Genomic DNA, 21521 nt, shown 5'->3' on the forward strand with positions numbered 1-21521 from the left:
ATAACGGCGCAAAACGATGGAGAGTAGGGAACTCGAATCCCTGACCTTCGCGGTGCGATCGCGACGCTCTACCAACTGAGCTAACTCCCCGATTCTTTTTCTAATATACGGTAAACGAGGACACGATGGCCTTAAATTGGTCTTCCACCTTTGGCCAGCGCTCTTCGGGAGCTGACACACTCAAGGTATAGACCTTCCCTCGGCTCACAGCAATACTCGATAAATTGTGCCGCTGCTGAGCATTGTCCCCATCTCCTGGCAGCGTGACAGCATACTCCAGAATATAGTAGGTCTTATCATCCGCCTTTTGGGAGCTAGCGGAAATCAGGGCAGAACTGCGCCCACTTTCACTGGGGGCAACAATATTCCGCAGCAGGCGATCGCCCACATCCTCTGGTGATCCCAATTCCTCAAGGGACTTCGCGCTGGAAACCGTATTCACGACCACACTGACGTTTTCTGTTGTCTCGATAATGTCGTGAAAGACGACATCCACTGGGTTTTCAACTGGTACCTGTACCCAGCCGCGCGGGTAGAGAAATTCATAGCCATCGTAGCTATCGACATAGGCCTGTAGCCCACTGGTGGCCGAACACCCCCCCAGCAACACCACAAGAATCGCCAACGCTGTGGCAAAAAAACGTTGAACCATACCATCCTTTTGCACTGTTCTCCCCTATTGTGACACTGAAGCTGGCGCAGCGGGGCGTCGCAATTCCTCTGGATGTGAGGGGGGAATGCCCTCAATCGTAATCAGTGATTCCGTCACCGCTCGCACAATCGGAATCGCCACCGTTGAGCCATAGGCATCATCCCCTTTGGGTTCATCCACCACTGCCAAAATCACATATTGCGGCTGTTCTAGGGGAAAGACAGCAACAAAGCTGGTAATACGTAGATTGCTATAGGTACCGCCAATTGCTTTTTGAGCCGTGCCCGTTTTGCCCCCCAAGCGGTAGCCGGGAATATGGGCAGGTTTTCCCGTACCAAAGCGCACAACTTCTCCCAGCATTTTGACTACCGCTTGACTGGTGCGCTGCGAAAAGACCCGTCGAGGGGGAGGTTGCTCAAGGCGTTTTTGCAGTTGGCCATTTTCATCGTAGAGGCCATCAATGACATGGGGAGTGACCAGCTCGCCGCCGTTGGCGATCGCCCCCAGCAGTTGCACCAGATGCAGAGGCGTCAGGGAGAAGCCTTGGCCAAAGGCCGTTGTTGCCGGTTCAATGGGATAGTTAATGAATTGCTCTGGGGGCTTTAACTGAGCGGCTGTTTCAAAGGGGAGATCACTGCCTACCTTCTCCGTGAGTCCCAAGCGATGCAGATAGCGATAGTAGTGGCGGGCTGAAATGCGGTTCATCATGTGCACCATGGCCACATTGCTGGAGTAGGCAAGAATTTGGGCAATATTCAGGGCACCCCGGCCGCCGCGTTGGCTAAAATCACTGTTTTGAATGGGCCAGCCCCCCACCGTAATCCGACCCTCATCGGGGAGCACCGTATCGGGAGTAATGGCATTGAGTTCAAGGGCGATCGCTGTGTTGATCGGCTTAAAGGTTGATCCCGGCTCATAGAGATCCGATACCGCCCAGTTGCGAAACAGCGCTGGATCAGCACGGTAGTAATGATTGGGATCGTAGGAAGGCTCTGAGACCAGTGCCCGCAGTGCGCCGCTTTTCACTTCTAGGACAATGACGGTGCCCCGCTTAGCGTTGAATTTGCGTAACTGCTGTTGCAGGGCTTGGCGTGCCGTTTGTTGCAGACGACTATCAATCGTGAGGCGGACATGGTATCCCTGACTCAAAGCACGCGGATCCGCGGGGGCAAGCGCCGGCAACCACTGCCCCAAGGCATTCATTGAGAGCAGTTGGCGGCTACTGGGCACCTGTAAAAATTGATTCTGGCTAAACTCAATCCCCGCTTGGCCTTGGTGCTCTCGATCCACATAGCCAACAATGCCCGCCATGAGTTCCTGTTGCGGATAAATGCGCTGCCACGCCTGGTTCAGTTCCAAACCATCGTAGTTGAGGGCGCGAATTTTGGCAGCAGTTTCTTCGTCAATGTCGTAGGCAATGGGGACGCCTGTGGGGTAGGTGCTGAATTTGGCTAACAGTTGCTCTGGGGATTGCTTGAGTAAAGGAGCCAGAGCGCGGGCGATCGCCGGCCGCTCCACTTTGAATTGAATCGGATGGACAAAGAGGGTAAATACGGGCCGATCTAGGGCAACAACCGTTTCTCGGCGATCCGTAATTGGGTAGCGTGCCAAGGTTGGCGGAGTATAGCGCCGTTGTTGTTGCTGTGCCCGTGCCGCTAAGGTTTTCCCCTGAACCACTTGCAAATACACCAGACGAGCAACCACACCCCCCATCACCAGCAGCAAAAAGCCAAAGATCAGGCCAACCCGCAAGGGGGACAGGGATCGGTTTTGGGGGCGAGCCGTTGTCATCGATACCGATCAGTAATTGACAGTGCGTTGAGGCGGTGGTGTCACGGGGGGGCGTTCAAAATGAGGTTTGGCAGCAATCTTGCCCTCGTTGGGCACAAAAAGAATGTGTTGCGGTGTTTGGGGCACGAGACCTTGGGGCGCCCGCTGTACTTGCTGCGTCACCCGATAGCGTAGGGTTTCATTGCTTACCAGTAGCTCCCGCTCCTGCCGTTTGAGGGTTTCCAAGCGGTCATAGGCTTGACTCCACTGCTGCTCAGAAAGGGCTGACCAACCATAGAGAGGCAGCACAGCCACGAGGGCACTGGTGGCCGCCACCCCAGAAACCCATTGAATCCCCAGCACAGTTTTTTGCCAAAGGGGCATTTGCGGTTTGGGGAGGGGCCGAATTTCCGTCAGCCTTGGCGACGATTGGGGAATCAGTCGGGATTTGATTTTAGGGGCAGCAACCATAGACTCCAGCACTCCTCAGCAATTTATTACCCTAAAAGATTATGACGCACTGTAAAGATACCCATAAATAAACCATCATTCGGGCAATTCATGCAAAAGTACGCGCTGCAATTCGTAGCTTTGCCGATCGCGATCGCGGGTTGAGAGCAACTTCCGCTGCATCCGCCACAATCGGTTTACGAGTCTCAACTTCCAAGAGGGGATTGCCACGCCACGCCTGCTTCACCCGCCGATCTTCCAAGCTATGGAAGCTAATGACAGCAATGCGCCCTGCGGGCTTTAACCATTGGGGCGATCGCCCCAAGAATTGGTCGAGCACCGCTAGCTCTTGGTTCACATAGATACGCAAGGCCTGAAAAACCCGCGTTGCCGGATGAATGCGTTGCCGAGGAGAAGCTTTGAGGCAGCGGGCAACCAACTGTGCCAGTTCTTGGGTGGTGGCAAGGGGACGATGGGCAACAATGTGGCGAGCAATGCGGCGGGCAAAGCGTTCTTCGCCATACTCATAGAAAATATCCGCCAGTTCTCGCTCGCTGTAATGATTAATCACCGTTGCCGCTGTCAAAGGGTTATCGGGATTCATGCGCATATCGAGGGGGGCATCAAAGCGAAAACTAAAGCCCCGCTCTGGACGATCCAACTGGGCGGAACTCACTCCCAAATCTGCGAGAATGCCGTCAAACATCGGCTCAGCCACAGGCAGATCAGCAAAGTTGCCGTGCCAAAACTGCACGCGATCGCCAAAAGGGGCGAGGAACTCCTGAGCTGCCGCTAAGGCCATTGGGTCTTGATCGATCGCCAGAACGCGACAAGTGGGTTCACTCCGTAAGAGCAGCGCCGTGTGTCCACCACCCCCCACCGTTGCATCCAAGTACAGTCCCCCGGCTTTAGGCTGGAGTGCCGCAAGCACCGCAGTTGCGAGCACCGGTTGATGGTAGGTGGAAAATTCCAAATCTTGCATGAGCGGATCAGAAGCAGCGTAAAATTTGCCACAGCACAGTCCCTTGGAGAGCAGCCGCCGTGAACGATACTTCCCTCAACTTAGCCGATGAACTGCTGGTACGGGATCAACTCGTGCAGCAACTCTCAGAGGAACTCTATCAACTCATGGTGCAGCATCCTGAGTTATTTGTGCGCTTTTACCAAGCCCGCAAAGCCGAGGCCGCCAATGCCGAAGCCCTGAAGTTGTTGCAAGCACAAGTGCAACAGGTGGAAGCGCAAATCACGGCCTATCAGGAACAGATTCTGGCTTACCAGCAGCAGGCCCAAAGCCGCGAAGCGGAAATGAATAACTTAAAGGCTCAAGTGATTGAATTGAGCGATCGCAATGAGATGCTAGAGCGCGTCCTTCAACAAATGCCCGAAGTCTATCGCCAAAAATTTAGTGAGCGGCTCAGTCAAGTCAAACTGAAGATTGAAAGCCTCGAAAAAGAAAACGCGCAACTGCGTGCCGAACTGCGGAATCTGCAAACCCTCTTGGCCGTCCAAGCCCGCCAGCAACAGCAGCAGGGATTACCCTCATTACAACCTGCCCGCGTTGGCTTTTAGATGTTGGGATTTTGCCCCTTGCACCACTGCCCGTGGGGCTGTTGAGTGAGTTGCGGGAGCACCTAGAGATGTTCAATTTTCTATCCAGTCGATATCGTAGACTGATCAGAAGTGTCCCCCGACTGGCGATCGCGAGTGATTGCACAGGGAATTGAGTGGAACGGCTCAGGGAACGATGAGTCGTTGCCCAAAGAGCGCTAGCTACTTTGCAAGAACTGCCCTTAGGTGAGCGCACAGATATGATTATTCCTGATGCTGCAATTCAGCGATTTGAATACACCCTAGAAGCGGTCTGGAAAGCAGCACAGCTATATCTACGGGAACGCGAAGGTTAGACATCCCTTTACAGCGATCCGTGCTTGCTTGGCCGTTGGCCTCCTTACTCCAGAGGAAGGCCGCTTAGCGCTAAAAATGGTGGACGATCGCAACTTGACCGTCCACACCTACAATGAAACCTTGGCAGAGGCGCTTTTCTCGCGGTTAGCACAGCACGCCATGCCCATGGATCGCTGGTTAGCTGCCCTCACAGCAGGAGGATTAGAGGATTGAAAATACGGATTTGGTGTGCGGCACAGCCAAGGGAAGCCGAACTATCTGCAGATCAAGTCGTGACCCAGGTGGTACCCCTGCTGCAACACTGTCAAGACAGAGCCGAGATTGCCGTCTGTCCCCTTGATGCCCCGATCGCGATCACCCCCCAACCGCAGGTGCTGGACTATAGTCTCACCCATTGGGCATCATCCGACCTTTGGCAGCAGTGTCAAGCTTTGCGTACCTTGGTTTCCCAGTGGGGGATACGAACTGGCACAGGGGGCCTCTATCAGTTGCCACTGGCGCAAACGGCAAAGGGAACGCTCTTTGGCGAAATGATTGGCTGCCTTGAAGGAACATGGCACTTACCCATCCATGCCAGCGATCGCCAACGACAAACCCTCTATGCCCTCGGACGGCGACTCCTAGATCACTTGCAGGCACCCGTGGGCTGCTATTTTCTGCAATTTGGCTGGCAGGGGGAAGTGATCTTTGAGCGGCTGTGGCCTTTTCCAACCGTGGCGGCTCTAGCGAGTATTGGTGTGCAAACCCCCGACTGGTTGACCGCTCACTACCAGTGTCTTAGGGGGATCCCACTGCGGGATGTACGGATTCCCGCTCGTGATACCGTGCGACGATTAGAATAGAGAGCGCAGCGTTTGGAAAGGTGAAGCGTGAAGATTGTTGGCCGCCGGCTGGTGGGTTGGCAAGCGGTCTATGACATTGGTTTAGCCGGAGATCACAATTTTCTTTTGGCCAATGGGGCAATCGCCGCCAATTGCTTCAACAAGTCCCACTCTACGGCCTACGGCTACGTGACCTATCAAACCGCCTTTCTCAAGGCCAATTTTCCCGTCGAGTACATGGCAGCCTTGCTCACGGCGAATAGTGGCGACCAAGACAAGGTGCAGCGCTATATTGCCACCTGCCTGAGCATGGGAATTGAGGTACTTCCCCCCGATGTGAATCGCTCGGATATTGACTTTACCCCAGTCGGGGACAAAATTCTTTTTGGTCTGTCGGCGGTGCGCAATGTTGGTCAGGGGATGATTGAGGCCATTTTACAGGCACGGGCAGAGGAGGGCGCCTTTCAAAGTTTGGCGGATTTTTGCGAACGGGTTCCGCGTGCGGGGGGCGATAGTCGCATTCTCAATCGCCGTGCCCTTGAATCCCTTATTGCCTGTGGTGCCATGGATAGTCTCCATCCCCAGCGCAACCGCAACCAACTGATGCAGGATCTCCCCCTCGTGCTGGAGTGGGCACAGACGCGCGCTAAGGATCGGGCGGTGGGGCAAGTGAACCTCTTTGATATGTTGGCGGGTGGCTCCAGCAATGAACCTAGCGACAGCTATGACCCAGCCCCCAGCGCGCCGCCGGTTGATGATTTACCCGATGCCGAAAAACTCCGCCAAGAAAAAGACCTGCTGGGATTTTATGTGTCGAACCATCCCCTCAAGGATATTCACCGACCAGCGGCCATGATTGCCCCCATTAGCTTGGCGGATCTCGAGCAGCATACGGGCCAAGGGATGGTGAGTGTGATTGCCCTGCTGACTGGACTCAAGCCCATTACCACCAAGCGCGGCGAGCGCATGGCCATTGTCCAGTTGGAAGACCTCACGGGGCAGGCAGAGGCCGTGGTTTTTCCCAAAGCCTACGAACGCATTCATGGCCAATTGCAGCTTGATCATCGGCTACTGCTGTGGGGCACCCTAGAGATGCGCGACGATCGCCCCCAACTCCTAATTGAAGATGCCGAACCCCTTGAAGAAGTGAAACTGGTGCTCGTGGATTTGCCCGTCGAGCAAGCGGGGGACATTCAAGCCCAAAGTCGCCTCTCGGAAGTGCTCAAACAGCAGGTGGGAGACATGCCCAAGGTACCAGTAGTCGTCAAAGTTACCGATGGCTACCATGCCCAGTACGTGCGCCTAGGACCGCAGTTTCGCGTTGAGGATGCCGATCGCGCCCGCCATGCCCTCACCAGTGCTGGTTTTCACGCCCAAGCCAGTGAACTCCTCAGCCTCAAGCTCTAGGCAAAGACATCACTAAAGAAGGCAATGGCTTCCCCAAGGGCAGCAATAAACTGATCAATTTCAGCGCGGGTGTTGTAGAAATAGAGGCTGGCCCGTGCCGTGGACTGAACCCCTAAATGGCGGTGCAAGGGCTGTGTGCAGTGGTGTCCTGCTCGAATCGCAATCCCCGACTGGTCAAGGATGGTCGAGAGATCGTGGGGATGCACCTCACCAACGGTAAAACTGGCCAAGGCAGCGCGATCGCCCGATTTCGGGCCATAGACCGTGACCTCGGGAAGCGCTTGGAGGCGTTCAAAGAGATAGGCCGTAAGTTCCTGTTCGTAGGCATGGATGCGCTCCATCCCCCACTGGCTAAGGTAATCTACCGCTGCGCCAAGGGCGATCGCCTCAGCAATAGCCGGGGTTCCCGCTTCAAACTTATGGGGAATATCCGCATACGTGGCATGGTCGAGAAAGACATCGGCAATCATTTCCCCACCGCCCAAGAAAGGGGGCATCTGCCGCAGGAGTTCCCCGCGTCCCCAGAGGAAGCCAATGCCCGTGGGTGCACACATTTTATGACCGGAGGCCACCAGCCAATCGCAGCCCAACTGTTGCACATCAATGGGGAGGTGAGGCACACTTTGGCAGGCATCCACCAGTACCCATGCCCCCTTGGCATGGGCAAGACGCACAATCTCGGGAATCGGGTTGAGGCACCCCAGCGTGTTGGATACATGGGCGACGGCCACTAACCGCGTGCGATCGCTCAACAGACTTTCGTAGTGGTTGAGATCAAAGGTTTGCTCTGGCGTCAGTTCGACAAACTTGAGGCGAGCACCGGTTTTCTGGGCAACAAACTGCCACGGAATCAAATTACTGTGGTGCTCCATCACTGTCAGGATGATTTCATCCCCTTCCCGCAGCGTATTCATGCCCCAGCTATAGGCCACGAGGTTGATCGCTTCACTGGCATTGCGGGTATAGATAATCTCCTCGGAATGGGTGGCATTGACAAAACGCGCCACTTTTTCCCGTGCCCCTTCGTAGGCGGTGGTAGCCTCAGCACTGAGGGTGTGTACGCCCCGATGGACATTGGCGTTGTAGCGACGATAGTAGTCCTCAAGGGTATTAAGAACCGCCAAGGGCTTCTGGGAGGTGGCCGCATTGTCAAAATAAATCAAGGGGCGATCGTGTACCTGTCGCGCCAAAATCGGAAAGTCAGCACGGCAAAGGTCAGCGAGGGAGCAGCTCGGGGCGATCGTCATAGCGCTTGGGAGAGTATCAGTTACGTGACGCAACTCTTAGGGAGATTGCAGGAATATATCCTTAATTAAATATACTCCCTTGCCTCCTAGAGAACGCGGCGGAGATCAGGAATGCCAACCCCGCTCTTGATCTCCGCACTGAATAATTGTTATGAAAACCTGACATTTGATCTCCGCAAAGGGATAAACTGCGTATAAATCCCTAGGGATGTCCCGCAATTCCCTTGACGCCCCAAGACTTTTTTGCCAAAGATCAAGGGCAAAGGATAGCTCGGTCTATCAACCCACGATAAGGAGGCACCCATGCCGAAAGATCGCCCCCCTCTAGAAGAAATGACCTTGCGGCAGTTGCGGCGCGTCGCCAGTGAACTGCAAGTGCCCCGCTATAGCCGGATGCGCAAAGATCAACTCCTCGCTGCTATTCGTGAAAAACAGGCGCAAGCCAACGGATCCACCACCACCATTTCTGTCCAACCTGTCCCCTCTAGTCTGGAGTCGCAAGAAAAAGTGGAAGCAGCAAAATTTAACCTCGGTCCTGCTCAAGATGATGTGCTCTTGGCCTCTGTAGATGAAGGCCTTGGAGATCTGCCGGGCGGCTATGGTGAAAGCCGCATTGTCTTGATGCCCCGAGATCCGCAGTGGGCCTATGCCTATTGGGATGTACCCAACGAGCACCGCGAAGAACTGCGGCGACAAGGGGGTCAGCAACTGGCTCTGCGGCTCTACGATGCCACCAATATCAACCTCGACAGCCAAATTCCCCACAGTGTTCAGGAGTACCCCTGCGATGAGTTGGCACGGGAGTGGTATCTACCAATTCCTGTGAGCGATCGCGACTATGTGGTGGAAATTGGTTACCGCTGTGCTGATGGCCGCTGGTTGGTTCTAGCCCGTTCTGCCCCTGTGCATATTCCCCCCACCTACCCCTCAGATTGGGTCTGGGATCAATTCATTACGGTGGATTGGGATATGGATTTGCGGGGCAAAACCCTCTTTGATCTGGGGGCACCCTTGGCGGGCACTGCCGAACCCAATCCCATTTACGAAGGTATCTTTGCCATGGCCGAAGGGGCCGAAGCGCAGCGCGTGGCGGGTTCTCTCTTTGGCTCGATGCACCAAGTCCCCGGCTCCATCTCCCAGCTGCCGGCAATGGCCATTAGTTCCTACGTCTTCCCCTCTGGGGTTGGGTTATGGGCTGTGCCGACGGTGTCGGGTCTGACGATGTCGGGCGTCGGCTTCTCAGCTTCGGCGGCTCCCATTCGTCCGCGCAAATTCTGGTTGGTGGCCGATGCTGAACTCATTGTCTATGGCGCTACCGAGCCAGATGCCACCGTCACGATTGGTGGGCAACCCATCAAACTCAATCCCGATGGCACATTCCGCTTCCAGATGTCCTTCCAAGATGGCCTCATCGACTTCCCGATCCTGGCAGTGGCAGCAGATGGCGAACAAAACCGCGCCATTCACATGAAGTTCACCCGCGAAACCCCCGAACGTCGCACCAATACCAAGGAAGAAGCGGTGTTGGAGTGGCTGGCCTAAACTAGTGGGTTCAACCGATAAACTCGCTTCCCTCTGCCGATTGGTGGGGGGATTTTTTTAGGCACGCAAAAAGGCAAGGAGTTCGCGATTGACTAGCCCCGGCACTTCCTGTTGCGCCCAATGGCCACAGTCGGGCAGAGATTTCAGCCGCCACGGTGCATGGATCCACGCTTCGATGCCATTGGCAAGGCTGGGTTGGGCGAGGGGATCATCGGCGCCCCAGAGGATCAGGGTGGGGCTGGTAATGGCTTCCGTGTGCTGTTGCAGTAGGTGCCACCACTGTTGGGGTGAAAAAAGATGGCGATAACTTTTGAGTACCGCAGCGATTGCCCCCGCTTTTTCCAGAGCCGCTTGATAGAGTTGCACGGTTTCTGCCGAGAAGGCAGCCTTGCGAATGGAGTAGCGTTGAAAGAGATCCTGCAAAAAACTGCGCAGATTATGCCCTAGCCAGTATTCTGCTAAGCCGGGGATGTGACAGGCCAGCAGTGGCCAATTGCGCCAAAAATGCTCCAACTGCTGCCAGAGTTCCAGTCCCACACGGTAGGGGTGTGGGGTATTCAAGACCACTAAATGCTGTACCATCTGGGGAAAGCGTGCCGCTACGTGCCAAGCAATCAGGCCACCGCAATCATGACCGACAATGTGTGCTCGTTCATAGCCCAGTTCTTGGATCAGCGCCGTGACATCTTGGCTAAGGGTATCGAGATCATAGCCGTGGGCAGGCTTCTCGGAGTCATTGTAGCCCCGCAGATCTGGCACTACAACCTTGAAATGACGAGCTAGTACGGGAATTTGAAATCGCCAAGAGTACCAAAACTCTGGAAAGCCATGCAACAAAATCACAAGATCACCGCTGCCTTGGGTGACATAGTGCAGGCGTACTTGGTTAACGCTGAGGTACTGGTGTTGCCAACTAAGGGACGCTTCAGTCATTGAGGGTGGGGAGCAAAGTAGAAGGAAAGTCCAGCTCTACTTTTAAGCTAGCACCGACAAAAGATTGAGGGATAGCCCCATAGGGTTAAGCCGCAGTGGGGATACGGACTTCCTTGAGGAGATTGGCCAGTTCTTGCAGTTGATTGATGGCCTCTGCCCCTTCGAGTTTCATGAGTTCGCGGTCATCGCGCATTTCAGTCCAAGTGATCCCATAGTCAGAGACCAAGAAGCGAATCAAGTGGTTGTCGGCCAAGCTGACCATGAAGGAGGCACTGTTGAGTTCACCGCCACAGGTGTAGCAGGAGGCCATGTAGCCTCGATTTTCCAAGGCGATCGCTAGGGCTTGAAGATTCAGCACCAAGTCGCGAATAAACTGGCGGTGTTGTTCAGCTAGGCGGTAAAACATAGGACAATTAACTCCACAAAAGAAATCAAGTGGTTGAAGAGTTCCCAAGGAAAATATTAAGACAATCTTAAGAATGTGCCACCATGTACCAATTTGTAAAATCTTATGAAAAGAATGTAAGAATCTAAAATTTGCTATAGGGATGAGCCACTTTAGTTGTGCTCAGCTGGAACGGCAAGACGCTCTAAAAACCTACCTTTACGTCTAGTTCACTATTGATTGCCGTGTCGATTGTCGTCGCAATGGCAGCTTGCCATATTTCTTAAGGGCTATGTTTTTCATTTTACTTTAAGATTTCTGTTTCTAGGGTACTCTAGCCCTAAGGACATATTTTGCAAGACAATGCCAGCAACCACGATTGTTCCCGTTGCCCTTGCCATTCTCTACCAGGGCGATCGCGTTCTTATGCAACTGCGAGATGATTATCCCCATATCTTGTATGCCGGCCACTGGGGACTTTTTGGCGGTCATCTTGAACCCGAAGAAGCACCACTCGCGGGCGTCCAGCGAGAAGTCTATGAGGAGATTGGCTACTGCCCACCTCACCTGACCTTTTTTGGAGAGTATAGCGATCCCCAGGTGCATCGCTATATTTTCACAGCCCCTTTGACGTGTGAACTGGGAACCTTAGTCCTCAATGAAGGCCAGGGGATGGACTTGGTCCCCTACGATTCTGTGGTGGCTGGGGTTCACCATGTCCAAACCCTCGGCGAAGATCGGCCCTTAGGAGCCATCCACCAGCGCATTCTGCTGGATTTCTTTGCTCAATTCAGGAACGAGTGACCTGTTTAAGCGGCAAACTGTTGCAGCACCCGTTCGGGCGTTCCCAGGCCTTGGACAGAGCGATCGAGGTACAGCACCTGATCACAGCTTGCCCTTACCCGCTCCCAGTGATGGGAAATTTGTAAAATCGCCCAGCCCTCACTCACCTTGAGGGTTTCTAATAGGTCGTAAAACTGTTGCTCAGCTCGGAGATCTAAGCCAGCGGGAGCTTCATCCAAGATGAGGAGACGACGGGGTTGCACCAAGCAATAGGCCAAAAGGGCACGTTTTGTTTCGCCCCCAGAGAGAGAACTCATGGGTTGTGCGGCAAGATGCTCTAGGTGCAGGCGTTGGAGACTCTCAAAGATGGCGCGATCGCGCTGCTGTCGATGCTGCCAAGGCCACTGCCACGTGGGTTGTCCCCAGCCCAAACCGACAAATTCAGCCACGGTGATCGGAATGCGGGGATCGCACTGAAAATTTTGCGGCAAATAAGCCACCTGTTGGCGGACATAAGGGAGTGTGCGGTGATAGCCCATACCATAGCCCAAGAGGGTAACCCGTCCCTGCTGGTAGGGAATAATGCCCAAAATGGCTTGAATCAGGCTACTTTTGCCCGCCCCATTGGGACCAATGATGGCCATATTCGTATTGGCGGCGAGGGTAAAGGAGACATTTTCCACCACCCAGCGATCGCCCCGCCGCACAGAGAGGTTTTCCACCTCTAGCAGGTATTCGTTCACAGTGCTGCCCCTAACGGTCTATTCACGGGCATCCACCCTATCCCTACCACCGCGATTGCATCGGGACGACGATAGGCTTGTTGTTGCGCTCCGAAGGCAGTAGCCAGATTGTGAATGTTTTGCTTCATCCTTTGCAGGAAGTAGGTCGGTGTGAGATCAGCAGCCGTGGGAGCACGCTCTAGGGGATCAAACACACTTACTTTTACACCCAAATCCTGCGCTAAGCTCTCAAAGACCTGTTCTTGACCCGGTTCCGTCAGGAGCGTTTTCAGATCACTTTGTTGCACCGCTTGCATCACCCGCTGCACATCCGCTGGTGAGGGGTTAACCGACGGAATACCAACCAGATAGATCGCTTTCAGGTTATAACTCTCGGCAAAATAGGGCGCCACATCGTGATAAACCACAAATGTTTTGCCCGCAAAGGGAGCGAGTTTTTCCCGGGCGAGGGCATCTAGGGCGTTTAACTCTTGAATAAAGGCGGCAGTATTTTGCTCGTAGATGGCAGTCCCCTCAGGATCCACGGCAATCAGACCATCGCGAATGTTTTTCACCTGCTGCATAGCACGCTGGGGATCCAGCCAAATGTGGGGATTGAATTCACCGTGGCTATGATCGTGGTCGTCGTGGGCGTGCGCGTGATCATCCTTTTTGCTAGCAAGGGTGACCACCCCCGCGCTGGTATCAATGATCTTGAGATTGGGATTGGCGGCGTTTTCAATCAGTTTGTCTAAAAAGGTTTCCATCTCAAGACCATTTTTGACCAAAACCCTTGCTGTTGCCAGCAGCCGGACATCCTCAGGCCGCGCTTGAAAGTCATGGGGGTCAATATTGGCCGGCAAGAGTTGCTCGACAGTGGCGCGATCGCCCGCGACCGCTTTTGTAAAGGCAGTGATGGGTAAGAAAGTCGTCACAATTGTAAATTGCGCTGCTGCCTGTGAGGTCTCCTGCTCCTGGGGCGGCTGGGCTTGGGGGGCACAATTGCCCAAAAATACCCCCAGAATTACCAGCAGCCCCCAGCGCTTAAGGTGGGCTTGGATGGCCATAGAGAAATAAATAAATGATAACCATTCTCATATTTGCACACTTAGGCAGGGAGAGCAAGCAAAAATAAAGGGGTAAGCTTCAACCTACCCCTGCGCAAAAACCAATTGGCGATCGCGAGTACCTAGCCTTCGAGGTTCAAGAAGGGCAAGAGTGCCATGATCCGTGCTCGCTTAATGGCCACTGCCAGTTGCCGCTGTTGCTTGGCGGTCAGACCGGTTACCCGTCGAGGCAAAATTTTTCCCCGCTCAGTGATGAAGCGTCGCAGCAAATCCACGTCTTTGTAGTCAATGGGTTGGCCGGGGGAAATGGGGGAAATGCGTCGCCGATAAAATGCCATAGCTGTCCTCTAATTACTTGATTTCTTTGTGAACGGTGTGCTTGTTGCAGTGGGGGCAAAATTTCTTCAGTTCTAACCGCCCTGTGGTGGTGCGACGATTTTTGGTTGTGGTGTAGCGAGAGACACCGGGCGATCGCTGTGTCGGATTGGTGCGACACTCTGTGCACTCTAGGGTGATAATGATTCTGGCGCCTTTTGCTTTAGCCATGGTCTTGCCTACCTATCCAGTGAGCCGATCTCTAATTATGGCAGATCTTTGCGGATTTTGCTCACCAATTCAATCAGCTTACGATCGAGGGCAAAGCCCCGCCGACAGCGATATACCTTTGTGCCGCCCAAGCGATCGTGGAGCGTGCGGTGCTCTTCGTCAATCCACGCCAAGCTACAGTCAACGGCCAAAGGCAGTGCCAAAATCATCAGGGCCATGCTAAGGCCATGGGACTCCAAGCCCGCCAATGTCAACAGTGCCCCGACGCCAATTACCAGTTCTCGCTTGCTGAGGGAAAGCAGATCCGGTGTCCGCTGCCGCTGATCCAAAAGGCGCACATTCATCAGCCAATGGCCGGGGCTTTGCCCCTTATTGCGGTTAACCATCGCCACCCGCAGCAACCACCAAACGATGGCAAAAACAAACAGTTGCCCCCACTGAAGGGTTGCCCCCGGCGTGATACCGACAACACTCGTCAGCCAGATTAGGATAAAGTCAATGCTGGTGGCGATCGCCCGTCGCCAAGGCTGAGCCAATGGTAAGGGGGGTGGATATTGGCGGGAAAGTGCCATAGCAAACACGCGGTGGCAAAAGGCCAAAGAGTGGCTAGACTAGTATAGCTTGATGCCGATTCCCTCAAAAAATTCTGCGGAGTTTGGACGGTGCAACCCGTTGATTTGACTACCCTGCGTGCTGTTTGTGTCGATCTCCAACATTGGCTACCGGCGCGGCTCGAAACCGTTTACCAGCGCGATCGCCACACGATTGCCTTGGCTCTACGCACGCTGCAAAAACAGAGTTGGCTGACCCTCAGTTGGCATGCCCAAGCGGCACGCATCGCCTTTGAACCACCGCCCCCCCGCCAACCAGACACATTTACCTTTAGTCAGCAACTCCATGCGCAACTCAATCGCCTTGCCCTTGTGCGGGTGGGGTTAGTCAACCCTTGGGAGCGCGTCGTCGTCTTGGAATTTGCCCCTCGTCCGCAGGAAGCAACCCAGTGGCGTCTCTATGCCGAGATCATGGGCAAGTACAGCAACGTGATTCTGGTTAACGCTGCGGGGGAAATTGTTACTGCCGCCCACCAAGTCAATGCCCAACAGTCACGCTTGCGGCCAATTCTGACCGGTCAACCCTATGTGCCCCCACCCCCCCTGACGGCCGCGCTGCCCAGTCGCGAGATTCCTTTTGAGCAGTGGCAACAACAGGTGAGCGTGATTCCCGGATTGCTGCGGCAGCAACTCCTGAAGGCCTATCGGGGACTGAGTCCAGCCTTGGTACAGCAACTACTGGCGGATGCCGCACTGCCCCTAGAAATTTGCACCCCAGCGCTAACCGCTGAAGAGTGGCGGCGGCTATTTGACCATTGGCAGCACTGGCTGGCGTGTTTAGAGAGCGGGCATTTTGTTCCCCAATTCACACCAACGGGCTATCGCGTCATTCCCCCCCTTGGGACGCAGAGCCCCACAACCGTCAGCATCCATGAGATTCTCGCCACCTATTACCAAAACCAACTACAGCAACAGCAAACGCAGCAGCTTCAGCAACAGTTGCACCAGAGCCTACAGGCACAACGGCAAAAACTCATCGCTAAAATTGAGGGCTTTCGAGAACGATTGGCTGCCGCTGCTGGGGGCGATCGCCAGCGCTACCTAGCAGATTTACTCATGGCCCATGCCCACCTGTGGCAACCCGGCATGACCGAACTGATTGTGATGGACTTTACCACCCAAGAACCCCTTGCCATTCCCCTCTCCCCCGAAAAAAGCGCCATCCAAACCGCTCAGGAGTTGTACAAGCAACAGCAAAAACTTAAACGCGCCCAGCAGCACATTACGCCACTCCTCACGGCTGCTGAAGGGGAACTGGCCTATCTGGATCAGGTAGCGGCCACCCTTGCTACGGCCACATCCTTGGATGTCCTTGAGGAGATTCGCGCCGAACTGATTCAACAGGGATACCTGACGGCGCCCGATTACTATCGTCCCCCCACAACCCCCAGTCCCTACCTACGCTATACGACACCGAGTGGCTTCACTGTTCTCGTGGGGCGCAACAACCGTCAGAATGACGATCTCACCTTTCGCGTTGCCAGTCCCTACGATTGGTGGTTTCACACCCAAGAGATTCCCGGTAGCCATGTGATTCTCCGCCTCGAAGCGGGGGAGGTGCCCAGTGACAAAGATATTCAATACGTGGCGGATTTAGCGGCCTACCATAGTCAAGCCCGTGCCAGTGCTCAAGTGCCTGTGGTCTATACTCGCCGCAAGTATGTACAAAAACCGAAGGGCGCCAATCCGGGGATGGTCATTTATGATCAGGCGACAGTGGTGTGGGGATGCCCTTTGAGGGTCAGTGATGGGCCTTCAAATCTGCCCCAAGGCAGTGCTGGCGGCGATCGCCACGAGATCATGGCAGAATAGAACCGTGTTTTTTACGACACCATTGACTGCTGAGGTTCTATGTTGCGCCTAAATCGAAAGTCCCTAATTTCAATCTTATTCAGCATTGTTGCCATTATTTTAGTCGGCTGTGGCGGCCCCAGTGCCACAACCACCCCCCCACCCACCTATAGTGAGTTGCAAATTACTCGCATTCAAGACTACCTGAGTGACATTGAGAAAAATGCCGAACGCTTTGCCGACCTAGAGGTCAGTATAGCCAAAGGTGATTGGCAGGAAGCCCGCAACATTATGCGCGGCCCTCTCGGTGAAATGCTGATGGATATGCGTGCCCTCAACCGCAATCTCTTGGCAAAGGATCAACCCACCCCCACGGCCTTGACCCGTGCCCTGACGGATGACTTCCTGAAAATTGATCAGGGGGCGGATCTTAATAGTGTCACCGTGGCTCAAGAGGGCTTCCGTGATGCTGAAGCGGACTTCAAGGCCTATCTCAATAGCTTGCCTGAGTTGTCCTAGTTCCCTGCGCTAGGTGGATAGCCGTTGCCCATGTCCTTCGTCGGTCTGCATATTCATAGTGATTACAGTCTTCTTGATGGTGCAAGCCAGCTTCCCGACCTAGTGGCACGGGCAATGGAATTGGGAATGCCCGCGATCGCCCTCACGGATCACGGGGTCATGTATGGTGCCGTTGAACTGTTAAAGCTGTGTCGCGGCAAACCCCTGAAGCCAATCATCGGCAATGAGATGTACGTCATCAATGGCGACATCACCAAGCAGGAGCGTAAACCTCGCTTTCACCAAGTAGTGCTGGCCAAAAATCAACAGGGCTACCACAATCTCTGCAAACTCACCACCATCTCCCACCTGCAAGGCTTCCAAGGCAAAGGAATTTTTGCTCGCCCCTGCATCAACAAAGAACTCTTGGCACAATACCGCGACGGACTCATTGTCACCAGTGCTTGCCTTGGCGGTGAGATTCCCCAAGCGATTTTGCAGGGCAAGCCGGATTTAGCACGCAGTGTGGCTGCTTGGTATCAAGAGACCTTTGGGGAGGATTTTTATCTTGAGATCCAAGACCACGGCAGTCAAGAGGATCGGGTGGTCAACGTTGAACTGGTGCGCATTGGCCGCGAGTTGGGGATCAAAATTATTGCCACCAATGACTCCCACTTTATCTCCTGCAATGACGTTGAAGCCCACGATGCCCTGCTTTGTATCCAGACCAACAAGCTGCTCACCGATGACAAGCGGATGCGCTATAGCGGTACGGAGTACCTGAAATCTGCTGCTGAAATGGCTCGGCTGTTTCGGGATCACTTGCCCGCTGAGGTCATTGAAGAGGCCTTGGCGAATACCCTTGAAGTGGCCGACAAGATTGAACCCTATAACATCTTTCGTGAACCCCAAAGTCCACAGTTTCCGGTACCTGCTGGTCATACAGCGGATACCTACCTAGAGCAAGTAGCCTGGCAAGGACTGTTGGAACGATTTCACCTCAGCGATCGCCAGCAGTTGCAGGTCACCTATCGGCAGCGACTGGAATATGAACTAAAAATGCTGCAACAGATGGGGTTCTCGAACTATTTCCTTGTGGTTTGGGACTACATCAAATATGCCCGCGATCATAATATTCCCGTGGGGCCAGGGCGGGGATCGGCGGCGGGTTCCCTTGTGGCCTATGCCCTGCGCATTACCAACATTGACCCTGTACACCACGGCTTGCTCTTTGAGCGGTTTTTGAACCCTGAGCGCAAGTCCATGCCCGATATTGATACGGACTTCTGCATTGACCGCCGCGAGGAAGTGATCCAGTACGTTACCGAAAAATACGGCAGCGATCGCGTCGCCCAGATCATCACCTTTAACCGCATGACCTCAAAGGCAGTGCTCAAGGATGTGGCACGGGTGCTGGATATTCCCTATAGCCAAGCGGATCAAATGGCAAAGCTGATTCCGGTGGTGCGGGGCAAACCCGTTAAATTGGCAGTAATGATCTCCGAGGACACCCCCTCGCCGGAGTTTAAGGAAAAGTACGACAGCGATCCGAGGGTGCGCCGCTGGATTGATATGGCGATGCGCCTTGAAGGCACCAACAAAACCTATGGCGTTCATGCGGCCGGCGTCGTCATTGCCTCAGAACCCTTGGATCAACTGGTGCCGTTGCAACGCAACAACGATGGTGCCGTGATTACCCAGTATTTCATGGAGGATCTGGAATCCCTTGGCCTTTTGAAGATGGACTTTTTGGGTCTCAAGAACCTGACAATGATCCAAAAGACGCGGGAACTGATCCAGAAAAACCACGGCAAAACCCTTGATCTGGATGCATTGCCCCTCGACGATGCCAAGACGTACCAAATTCTGGCGGAAGGTAAACTGGAGGGCATCTTCCAATTGGAATCTTCGGGGATGCGCCAAATTGTCCGAGATCTCAAGCCCTCAAATCTGGAAGACATTTCCTCGGTGCTGGCGCTCTATCGACCGGGGCCTTTGGATGCCGGCCTGATCCCCAAATTCATTAACCGCAAGCATGGTCGGGAACCGATTCAATACCAACATGAGCTTTTGAAGCCCATTTTGCAGGAAACCTACGGCGTTCTCTGTCTTGCCAAGGGGACTTTGATTGCCCGGCCCGATGGAACGCAAACTCCCATCGAGGGGATCCGCGCAGGTGATTGGGTACTCTCTTCGGATGGTCAACGGGTTTGGCCTGCCAAAGTCGCAAAGCAATGGTACAGCGGTAAAAAATCCATTGTAAAGATGACTCTTGCAAGTGGGACTCAAATTTACTGCACGCCAGAGCATCGTTTTCTCACACCCGATGGCGATCGCCCAGCTTCTGAGTTGAAACCCGTGAGTAATGTTAAGAATGCCCGTTTACAGGTTTCAATCGTTTATGAGGCATGGCAACACAGTAAGAACGCGTACTTGACTTCTCAGAGAATGAGAGAGGAGTTGGCAGGAGCGGTTGGGGTGGCTCAAGAGGTAGGTGTTGCAACTGACCGACAGGATGTCCGTCCAGTCTTTGTAGTAGCCGTCGAACCTTGGGGAGAAGCAGACTGCTTTGACTTAGAAATGGTAGACCAAGCCTCTCCTTACTTTCTTGCCAATGGCATTGTGACTCACAATTGCTATCAGGAGCAGATCATGCGGATGGCACAGGACTTGGCGGGCTACTCCCTTGGTCAAGCGGATCTGCTGCGCCGCGCAATGGGCAAAAAGAAAAAAGAGGAAATGGAAAAACATGAAGCCCGCTTTATTGAGGGAGCGGCTAAAAATGGAGTGCCCAGCGCCGTCGCCCAAGAACTCTTTAAGCAGATGCTGGATTTTGCTGAATACTGTTTGAGTGGTGAGACAGCGGTAATGACGGTGGAATATGGTGCTGTCCCCATTCGCCGTTTGGTGCAGGAACAGTTGGCCTGTCAAGTGTACAGCCTTGATCTCCAAGGGCATCTTTATACCCAGCCCATTGCCCAATGGCACTTTCAGGGCTTCCGTCCCGTGTATGAGTATGAACTTGAGGATGGCTCAACCATTTGTGCGACACCCGATCACCGCTTTATGACCACCCGTGGCCAGATGCTGCCCATTGAGCAAATTTTTCAGGAAGGACTGGAGCTATTCCAATTCGCGATCGCCCCCAGTCATCCGCCGGCGGTCGTTCAAAGTCTGAAACCAGCGGTGCAGATGAGCTGCTAGGCAATCTTGAATAGCTTTACTGACCTGATCTGAGGGGTGATCGGCATCAATTCGCTGCCAGCGATCGCCCCCTGCCTCAGCCAAGGCGATAAATCCCTGACGAACTCGCTCATGAAAGGCCACCGCATTCTGCTCTAGGCGATCCGCTGTCCCCCGCCGTTGGGTACGGGCAAGGCCAACACTGACGGGGAGATCTAACCAGAGAACTAAATCTGCTCCTAGACCTCCCGTAGCAATCTGGTTGATTTGCTGAATTATCTGCAAGTTCAGCCCTCGCCCATACCCTTGGTAGGCAACGGTAGAAGCCGTATAGCGATCGCATAGAACAATGCCCCCCCGTTGCAATTGGGGACGAATGCTAGTAGCCACGTGTTGGGCGCGATCGGCGGCATAGAGAAGCAGTTCCGCTAGAGGATCAATCTCTAAATCACTATGGAGCAGCAATTGCCGCAGACCTTGGCCAAGGGGCGTTCCCCCTGGTTCATGGGTGAGGAGCAGGGGCGGATCAATGTCAGCGGATCGTAATTTTGCTAGCCAGCCACGTTCCTCTAGCCATGTGGCGATCGCCCCCATTTGAGTGGTTTTACCGGCACCCTCTCCCCCCTCTAGGACAATAAACAAACCAGTGTAGGGATGCATGAATCCAGCAATTTTGAAGAAAGTTTGATACAATTGCGGCATCCTGCCATACGATGCAGGTCACCTTACAATGGGGATAATGCTCAATTCCCTGTGATTTCCTAGGAACACTAGCAGTGACAGCGCCCCATCTGTTGCGGGATTACACTAGGAGCATTGCTCGCGAATAATTAGTTTACCACTTGGCGGTTATGGCTCGATATGCTCGTGTTGTTACTATTGCACTCCCCCGGGCACGGCTAAAGGAAGAGCTGGTTCAAACCCTAGAAGCCTGCGATTTGACGGTAACCCATGTGGGGGATGATTATGTCGTGGCACGGGAGAGCGCGCTCGATGCCATTTCAATGTCCCAACTGGTTACAGTTGAAATTCTCATTGACAAAACCACGCCCCAAAACGATGTCACCAAGTTTGATCTGGTGCTCAAGAATAAGGAACTGACCCTCAAGAAAAAGAATCACTGCTATGAATGGTTTGACCGTGTGAGCCGCGCCATTGCCGAAAATGAAAACTGGGAATTAGTTAATACAGTTGCCACACTGTGACAG

General features: G+C 54.0%; 23 protein-coding genes and 1 tRNA gene. 10 read left to right on the forward strand and 14 right to left on the reverse strand.

Annotated features, from left to right (window positions below; translation table 11 throughout):
* Positions 1-17: 17 nt before the first annotated feature.
* From IGQ15_RS00705 to rsmH, 5 genes are all read right to left on the reverse strand, one after another.
* Positions 18-90, reverse strand: a tRNA-Ala gene (locus tag IGQ15_RS00705).
* Between the two features lie 10 nt (positions 91-100).
* Positions 101-652 (reverse strand): photosystem II reaction center PsbP, encoded by a 552-nt coding sequence (gene psbP / locus IGQ15_RS00710; protein WP_297047670.1) that lies wholly within the window; start codon positions 650-652, stop codon positions 101-103.
* A gap of 24 nt (positions 653-676) precedes the next feature.
* Positions 677-2443, reverse strand: coding sequence for a penicillin-binding protein 2 (locus IGQ15_RS00715; protein WP_297047672.1), 1767 nt, complete (start codon positions 2441-2443; stop codon positions 677-679).
* 9 nt (positions 2444-2452) lie between these two features.
* Positions 2453-2893 (reverse strand): hypothetical protein, encoded by a 441-nt coding sequence (locus IGQ15_RS00720; protein WP_297047674.1) that lies wholly within the window; start codon positions 2891-2893, stop codon positions 2453-2455.
* 88 nt (positions 2894-2981) lie between these two features.
* Positions 2982-3854, reverse strand: a complete 873-nt coding sequence (rsmH, locus tag IGQ15_RS00725; protein ID WP_297047676.1) for a 16S rRNA (cytosine(1402)-N(4))-methyltransferase RsmH — start codon at positions 3852-3854, stop codon at positions 2982-2984.
* A 59-nt stretch (positions 3855-3913) separates the two neighbouring features.
* Between rsmH and IGQ15_RS00730 the strand changes: the two genes are divergently transcribed.
* The 4 genes from IGQ15_RS00730 to IGQ15_RS00745 all read left to right on the forward strand — a co-directional run bounded on the left by IGQ15_RS00730 (position 3914) and on the right by IGQ15_RS00745 (position 7005).
* Complete coding sequence (locus IGQ15_RS00730) at positions 3914-4441, forward strand: Npun_F5560 family protein (protein WP_297047678.1); 528 nt, start codon at positions 3914-3916, stop codon at positions 4439-4441.
* 363 nt (positions 4442-4804) lie between these two features.
* A complete protein-coding gene (locus IGQ15_RS00735; protein WP_363315753.1) occupies positions 4805-4990 on the forward strand; it encodes a nucleotidyltransferase substrate binding protein in 186 nt (61 codons plus the stop codon).
* 59 nt (positions 4991-5049) lie between these two features.
* Positions 5050-5619: a hypothetical protein gene (locus IGQ15_RS00740; RefSeq protein ID WP_297047680.1), complete on the forward strand. Its 570-nt coding sequence runs from the start codon at positions 5050-5052 to the stop codon at positions 5617-5619.
* Positions 5620-5646: 27 nt separating this feature from the next.
* Positions 5647-7005 (forward strand): OB-fold nucleic acid binding domain-containing protein, encoded by a 1359-nt coding sequence (locus IGQ15_RS00745; protein WP_297047681.1) that lies wholly within the window; start codon positions 5647-5649, stop codon positions 7003-7005.
* Here IGQ15_RS00745 and IGQ15_RS00750 read toward each other — a convergent pair.
* Positions 7002-8252 carry a SufS family cysteine desulfurase gene (locus IGQ15_RS00750; RefSeq protein WP_297047683.1) on the reverse strand — a complete coding sequence of 417 codons (1251 nt, stop codon included), beginning with the start codon at positions 8250-8252 and terminating at the stop codon, positions 7002-7004. The genes IGQ15_RS00745 and IGQ15_RS00750 overlap by 4 nt on opposite strands.
* A 303-nt stretch (positions 8253-8555) precedes the next feature.
* Here IGQ15_RS00750 and IGQ15_RS00755 point away from each other — a divergent pair, with 303 nt between their 5' ends.
* Positions 8556-9794, forward strand: coding sequence for a DUF4912 domain-containing protein (locus IGQ15_RS00755; RefSeq protein WP_297047685.1), 1239 nt, complete (start codon positions 8556-8558; stop codon positions 9792-9794).
* 57 nt (positions 9795-9851) lie between these two features.
* On the opposite strand, the gene IGQ15_RS00760 is transcribed toward IGQ15_RS00755, so the two are convergent.
* Positions 9852-10727: an alpha/beta hydrolase gene (locus IGQ15_RS00760; RefSeq protein ID WP_297047689.1), complete on the reverse strand. Its 876-nt coding sequence runs from the start codon at positions 10725-10727 to the stop codon at positions 9852-9854.
* An 85-nt stretch (positions 10728-10812) separates the two neighbouring features.
* Positions 10813-11133: a DUF1815 family protein gene (locus IGQ15_RS00765; protein ID WP_297047691.1), complete on the reverse strand. Its 321-nt coding sequence runs from the start codon at positions 11131-11133 to the stop codon at positions 10813-10815.
* 342 nt (positions 11134-11475) lie between these two features.
* On the opposite strand from IGQ15_RS00765, the gene IGQ15_RS00770 reads away from it, so the two are divergent.
* Complete coding sequence (locus IGQ15_RS00770) at positions 11476-11916, forward strand: NUDIX hydrolase (RefSeq protein ID WP_297047693.1); 441 nt, start codon at positions 11476-11478, stop codon at positions 11914-11916.
* A gap of 5 nt (positions 11917-11921) precedes the next feature.
* Here the strand turns inward: IGQ15_RS00770 and IGQ15_RS00775 are convergent, their stop codons facing one another.
* The 5 genes from IGQ15_RS00775 to IGQ15_RS00795 all read right to left on the reverse strand — a co-directional run bounded on the left by IGQ15_RS00775 (position 11922) and on the right by IGQ15_RS00795 (position 14802).
* On the reverse strand, positions 11922-12638 hold the full coding sequence (locus IGQ15_RS00775) for an ATP-binding cassette domain-containing protein (RefSeq protein ID WP_297047695.1): 717 nt from the start codon (positions 12636-12638) through the stop codon (positions 11922-11924).
* A complete protein-coding gene (locus IGQ15_RS00780; protein ID WP_297047697.1) occupies positions 12635-13684 on the reverse strand; it encodes a metal ABC transporter substrate-binding protein in 1050 nt (349 codons plus the stop codon). The genes IGQ15_RS00775 and IGQ15_RS00780 overlap by 4 nt, the downstream gene beginning before the upstream one ends.
* A gap of 122 nt (positions 13685-13806) precedes the next feature.
* Positions 13807-14022, reverse strand: coding sequence for a 30S ribosomal protein S18 (gene rpsR, locus IGQ15_RS00785; protein ID WP_297047699.1), 216 nt, complete (start codon positions 14020-14022; stop codon positions 13807-13809).
* A 13-nt stretch (positions 14023-14035) separates the two neighbouring features.
* Positions 14036-14230, reverse strand: coding sequence for a 50S ribosomal protein L33 (gene rpmG / locus IGQ15_RS00790; RefSeq protein ID WP_297047701.1), 195 nt, complete (start codon positions 14228-14230; stop codon positions 14036-14038).
* Positions 14231-14265: 35 nt separating this feature from the next.
* Entirely contained in the window at positions 14266-14802 is a 537-nt protein-coding gene (locus IGQ15_RS00795) for an RDD family protein (protein ID WP_297047703.1), read from the reverse strand.
* 90 nt (positions 14803-14892) lie between these two features.
* On the opposite strand from IGQ15_RS00795, the gene IGQ15_RS00800 reads away from it, so the two are divergent.
* From IGQ15_RS00800 to dnaE, 3 genes are read left to right on the forward strand one after another with little or no spacing between them, the layout of a single operon-like run.
* Complete coding sequence (locus IGQ15_RS00800; RefSeq protein ID WP_297047705.1) at positions 14893-16653, forward strand: NFACT RNA binding domain-containing protein; 1761 nt, start codon at positions 14893-14895, stop codon at positions 16651-16653.
* A gap of 39 nt (positions 16654-16692) precedes the next feature.
* Positions 16693-17151, forward strand: a complete 459-nt coding sequence (gene psbQ, locus IGQ15_RS00805) for a photosystem II protein PsbQ (protein WP_297047707.1) — start codon at positions 16693-16695, stop codon at positions 17149-17151.
* 30 nt (positions 17152-17181) lie between these two features.
* Positions 17182-20334 (forward strand): DNA polymerase III subunit alpha, encoded by a 3153-nt coding sequence (dnaE, locus tag IGQ15_RS00810; protein WP_297047708.1) that lies wholly within the window; start codon positions 17182-17184, stop codon positions 20332-20334.
* On the opposite strand, the gene tmk is transcribed toward dnaE, so the two are convergent.
* Positions 20254-20973 (reverse strand): dTMP kinase, encoded by a 720-nt coding sequence (tmk, locus tag IGQ15_RS00815; RefSeq protein WP_297047710.1) that lies wholly within the window; start codon positions 20971-20973, stop codon positions 20254-20256. The genes dnaE and tmk overlap by 81 nt on opposite strands.
* Positions 20974-21164: 191 nt before the next feature.
* Between tmk and IGQ15_RS00820 the strand changes: the two genes are divergently transcribed.
* The gene (locus tag IGQ15_RS00820; RefSeq protein WP_297047712.1) at positions 21165-21518 is read left to right on the forward strand and encodes a hypothetical protein; all 354 of its coding nucleotides are present in this window, start codon (positions 21165-21167) and stop codon (positions 21516-21518) included.
* Positions 21519-21521 lie beyond the last annotated feature (3 nt).

Source organism: Thermosynechococcus sp. M98_K2018_005 (genome assembly GCF_015295825.1).
Classification (GTDB): domain Bacteria; phylum Cyanobacteriota; class Cyanobacteriia; order Thermosynechococcales; family Thermosynechococcaceae; genus Thermosynechococcus.

Excerpts from the sequence above, each read along its gene's own strand:
- psbP (WP_297047670.1), bottom strand. The coding sequence starts at position 652 with ATGGTTCAACGTTTTTTTGCCACAGCGTTGGCGATTCTTGTGGTGTTG.
- IGQ15_RS00715 (WP_297047672.1), bottom strand. The coding sequence starts at position 2,443 with ATGACAACGGCTCGCCCCCAAAACCGATCCCTGTCCCCCTTGCGGGTT.
- IGQ15_RS00720 (WP_297047674.1), bottom strand. The coding sequence starts at position 2,893 with ATGGTTGCTGCCCCTAAAATCAAATCCCGACTGATTCCCCAATCGTCG.
- rsmH (WP_297047676.1), bottom strand. The coding sequence starts at position 3,854 with ATGCAAGATTTGGAATTTTCCACCTACCATCAACCGGTGCTCGCAACT.
- IGQ15_RS00750 (WP_297047683.1), bottom strand. The coding sequence starts at position 8,252 with ATGACGATCGCCCCGAGCTGCTCCCTCGCTGACCTTTGCCGTGCTGAC.
- IGQ15_RS00755 (WP_297047685.1), top strand. The coding sequence starts at position 8,556 with ATGCCGAAAGATCGCCCCCCTCTAGAAGAAATGACCTTGCGGCAGTTG.
- IGQ15_RS00760 (WP_297047689.1), bottom strand. The coding sequence starts at position 10,727 with ATGACTGAAGCGTCCCTTAGTTGGCAACACCAGTACCTCAGCGTTAAC.
- IGQ15_RS00765 (WP_297047691.1), bottom strand. The coding sequence starts at position 11,133 with ATGTTTTACCGCCTAGCTGAACAACACCGCCAGTTTATTCGCGACTTG.
- IGQ15_RS00770 (WP_297047693.1), top strand. The coding sequence starts at position 11,476 with ATGCCAGCAACCACGATTGTTCCCGTTGCCCTTGCCATTCTCTACCAG.
- IGQ15_RS00780 (WP_297047697.1), bottom strand. The coding sequence starts at position 13,684 with ATGGCCATCCAAGCCCACCTTAAGCGCTGGGGGCTGCTGGTAATTCTG.
- rpsR (WP_297047699.1), bottom strand. The coding sequence starts at position 14,022 with ATGGCATTTTATCGGCGACGCATTTCCCCCATTTCCCCCGGCCAACCC.
- rpmG (WP_297047701.1), bottom strand. The coding sequence starts at position 14,230 with ATGGCTAAAGCAAAAGGCGCCAGAATCATTATCACCCTAGAGTGCACA.
- IGQ15_RS00795 (WP_297047703.1), bottom strand. The coding sequence starts at position 14,802 with ATGGCACTTTCCCGCCAATATCCACCCCCCTTACCATTGGCTCAGCCT.
- psbQ (WP_297047707.1), top strand. The coding sequence starts at position 16,693 with ATGTTGCGCCTAAATCGAAAGTCCCTAATTTCAATCTTATTCAGCATT.
- dnaE (WP_297047708.1), top strand. The coding sequence starts at position 17,182 with ATGTCCTTCGTCGGTCTGCATATTCATAGTGATTACAGTCTTCTTGAT.
- tmk (WP_297047710.1), bottom strand. The coding sequence starts at position 20,973 with ATGCATCCCTACACTGGTTTGTTTATTGTCCTAGAGGGGGGAGAGGGT.
- IGQ15_RS00820 (WP_297047712.1), top strand. The coding sequence starts at position 21,165 with ATGGCTCGATATGCTCGTGTTGTTACTATTGCACTCCCCCGGGCACGG.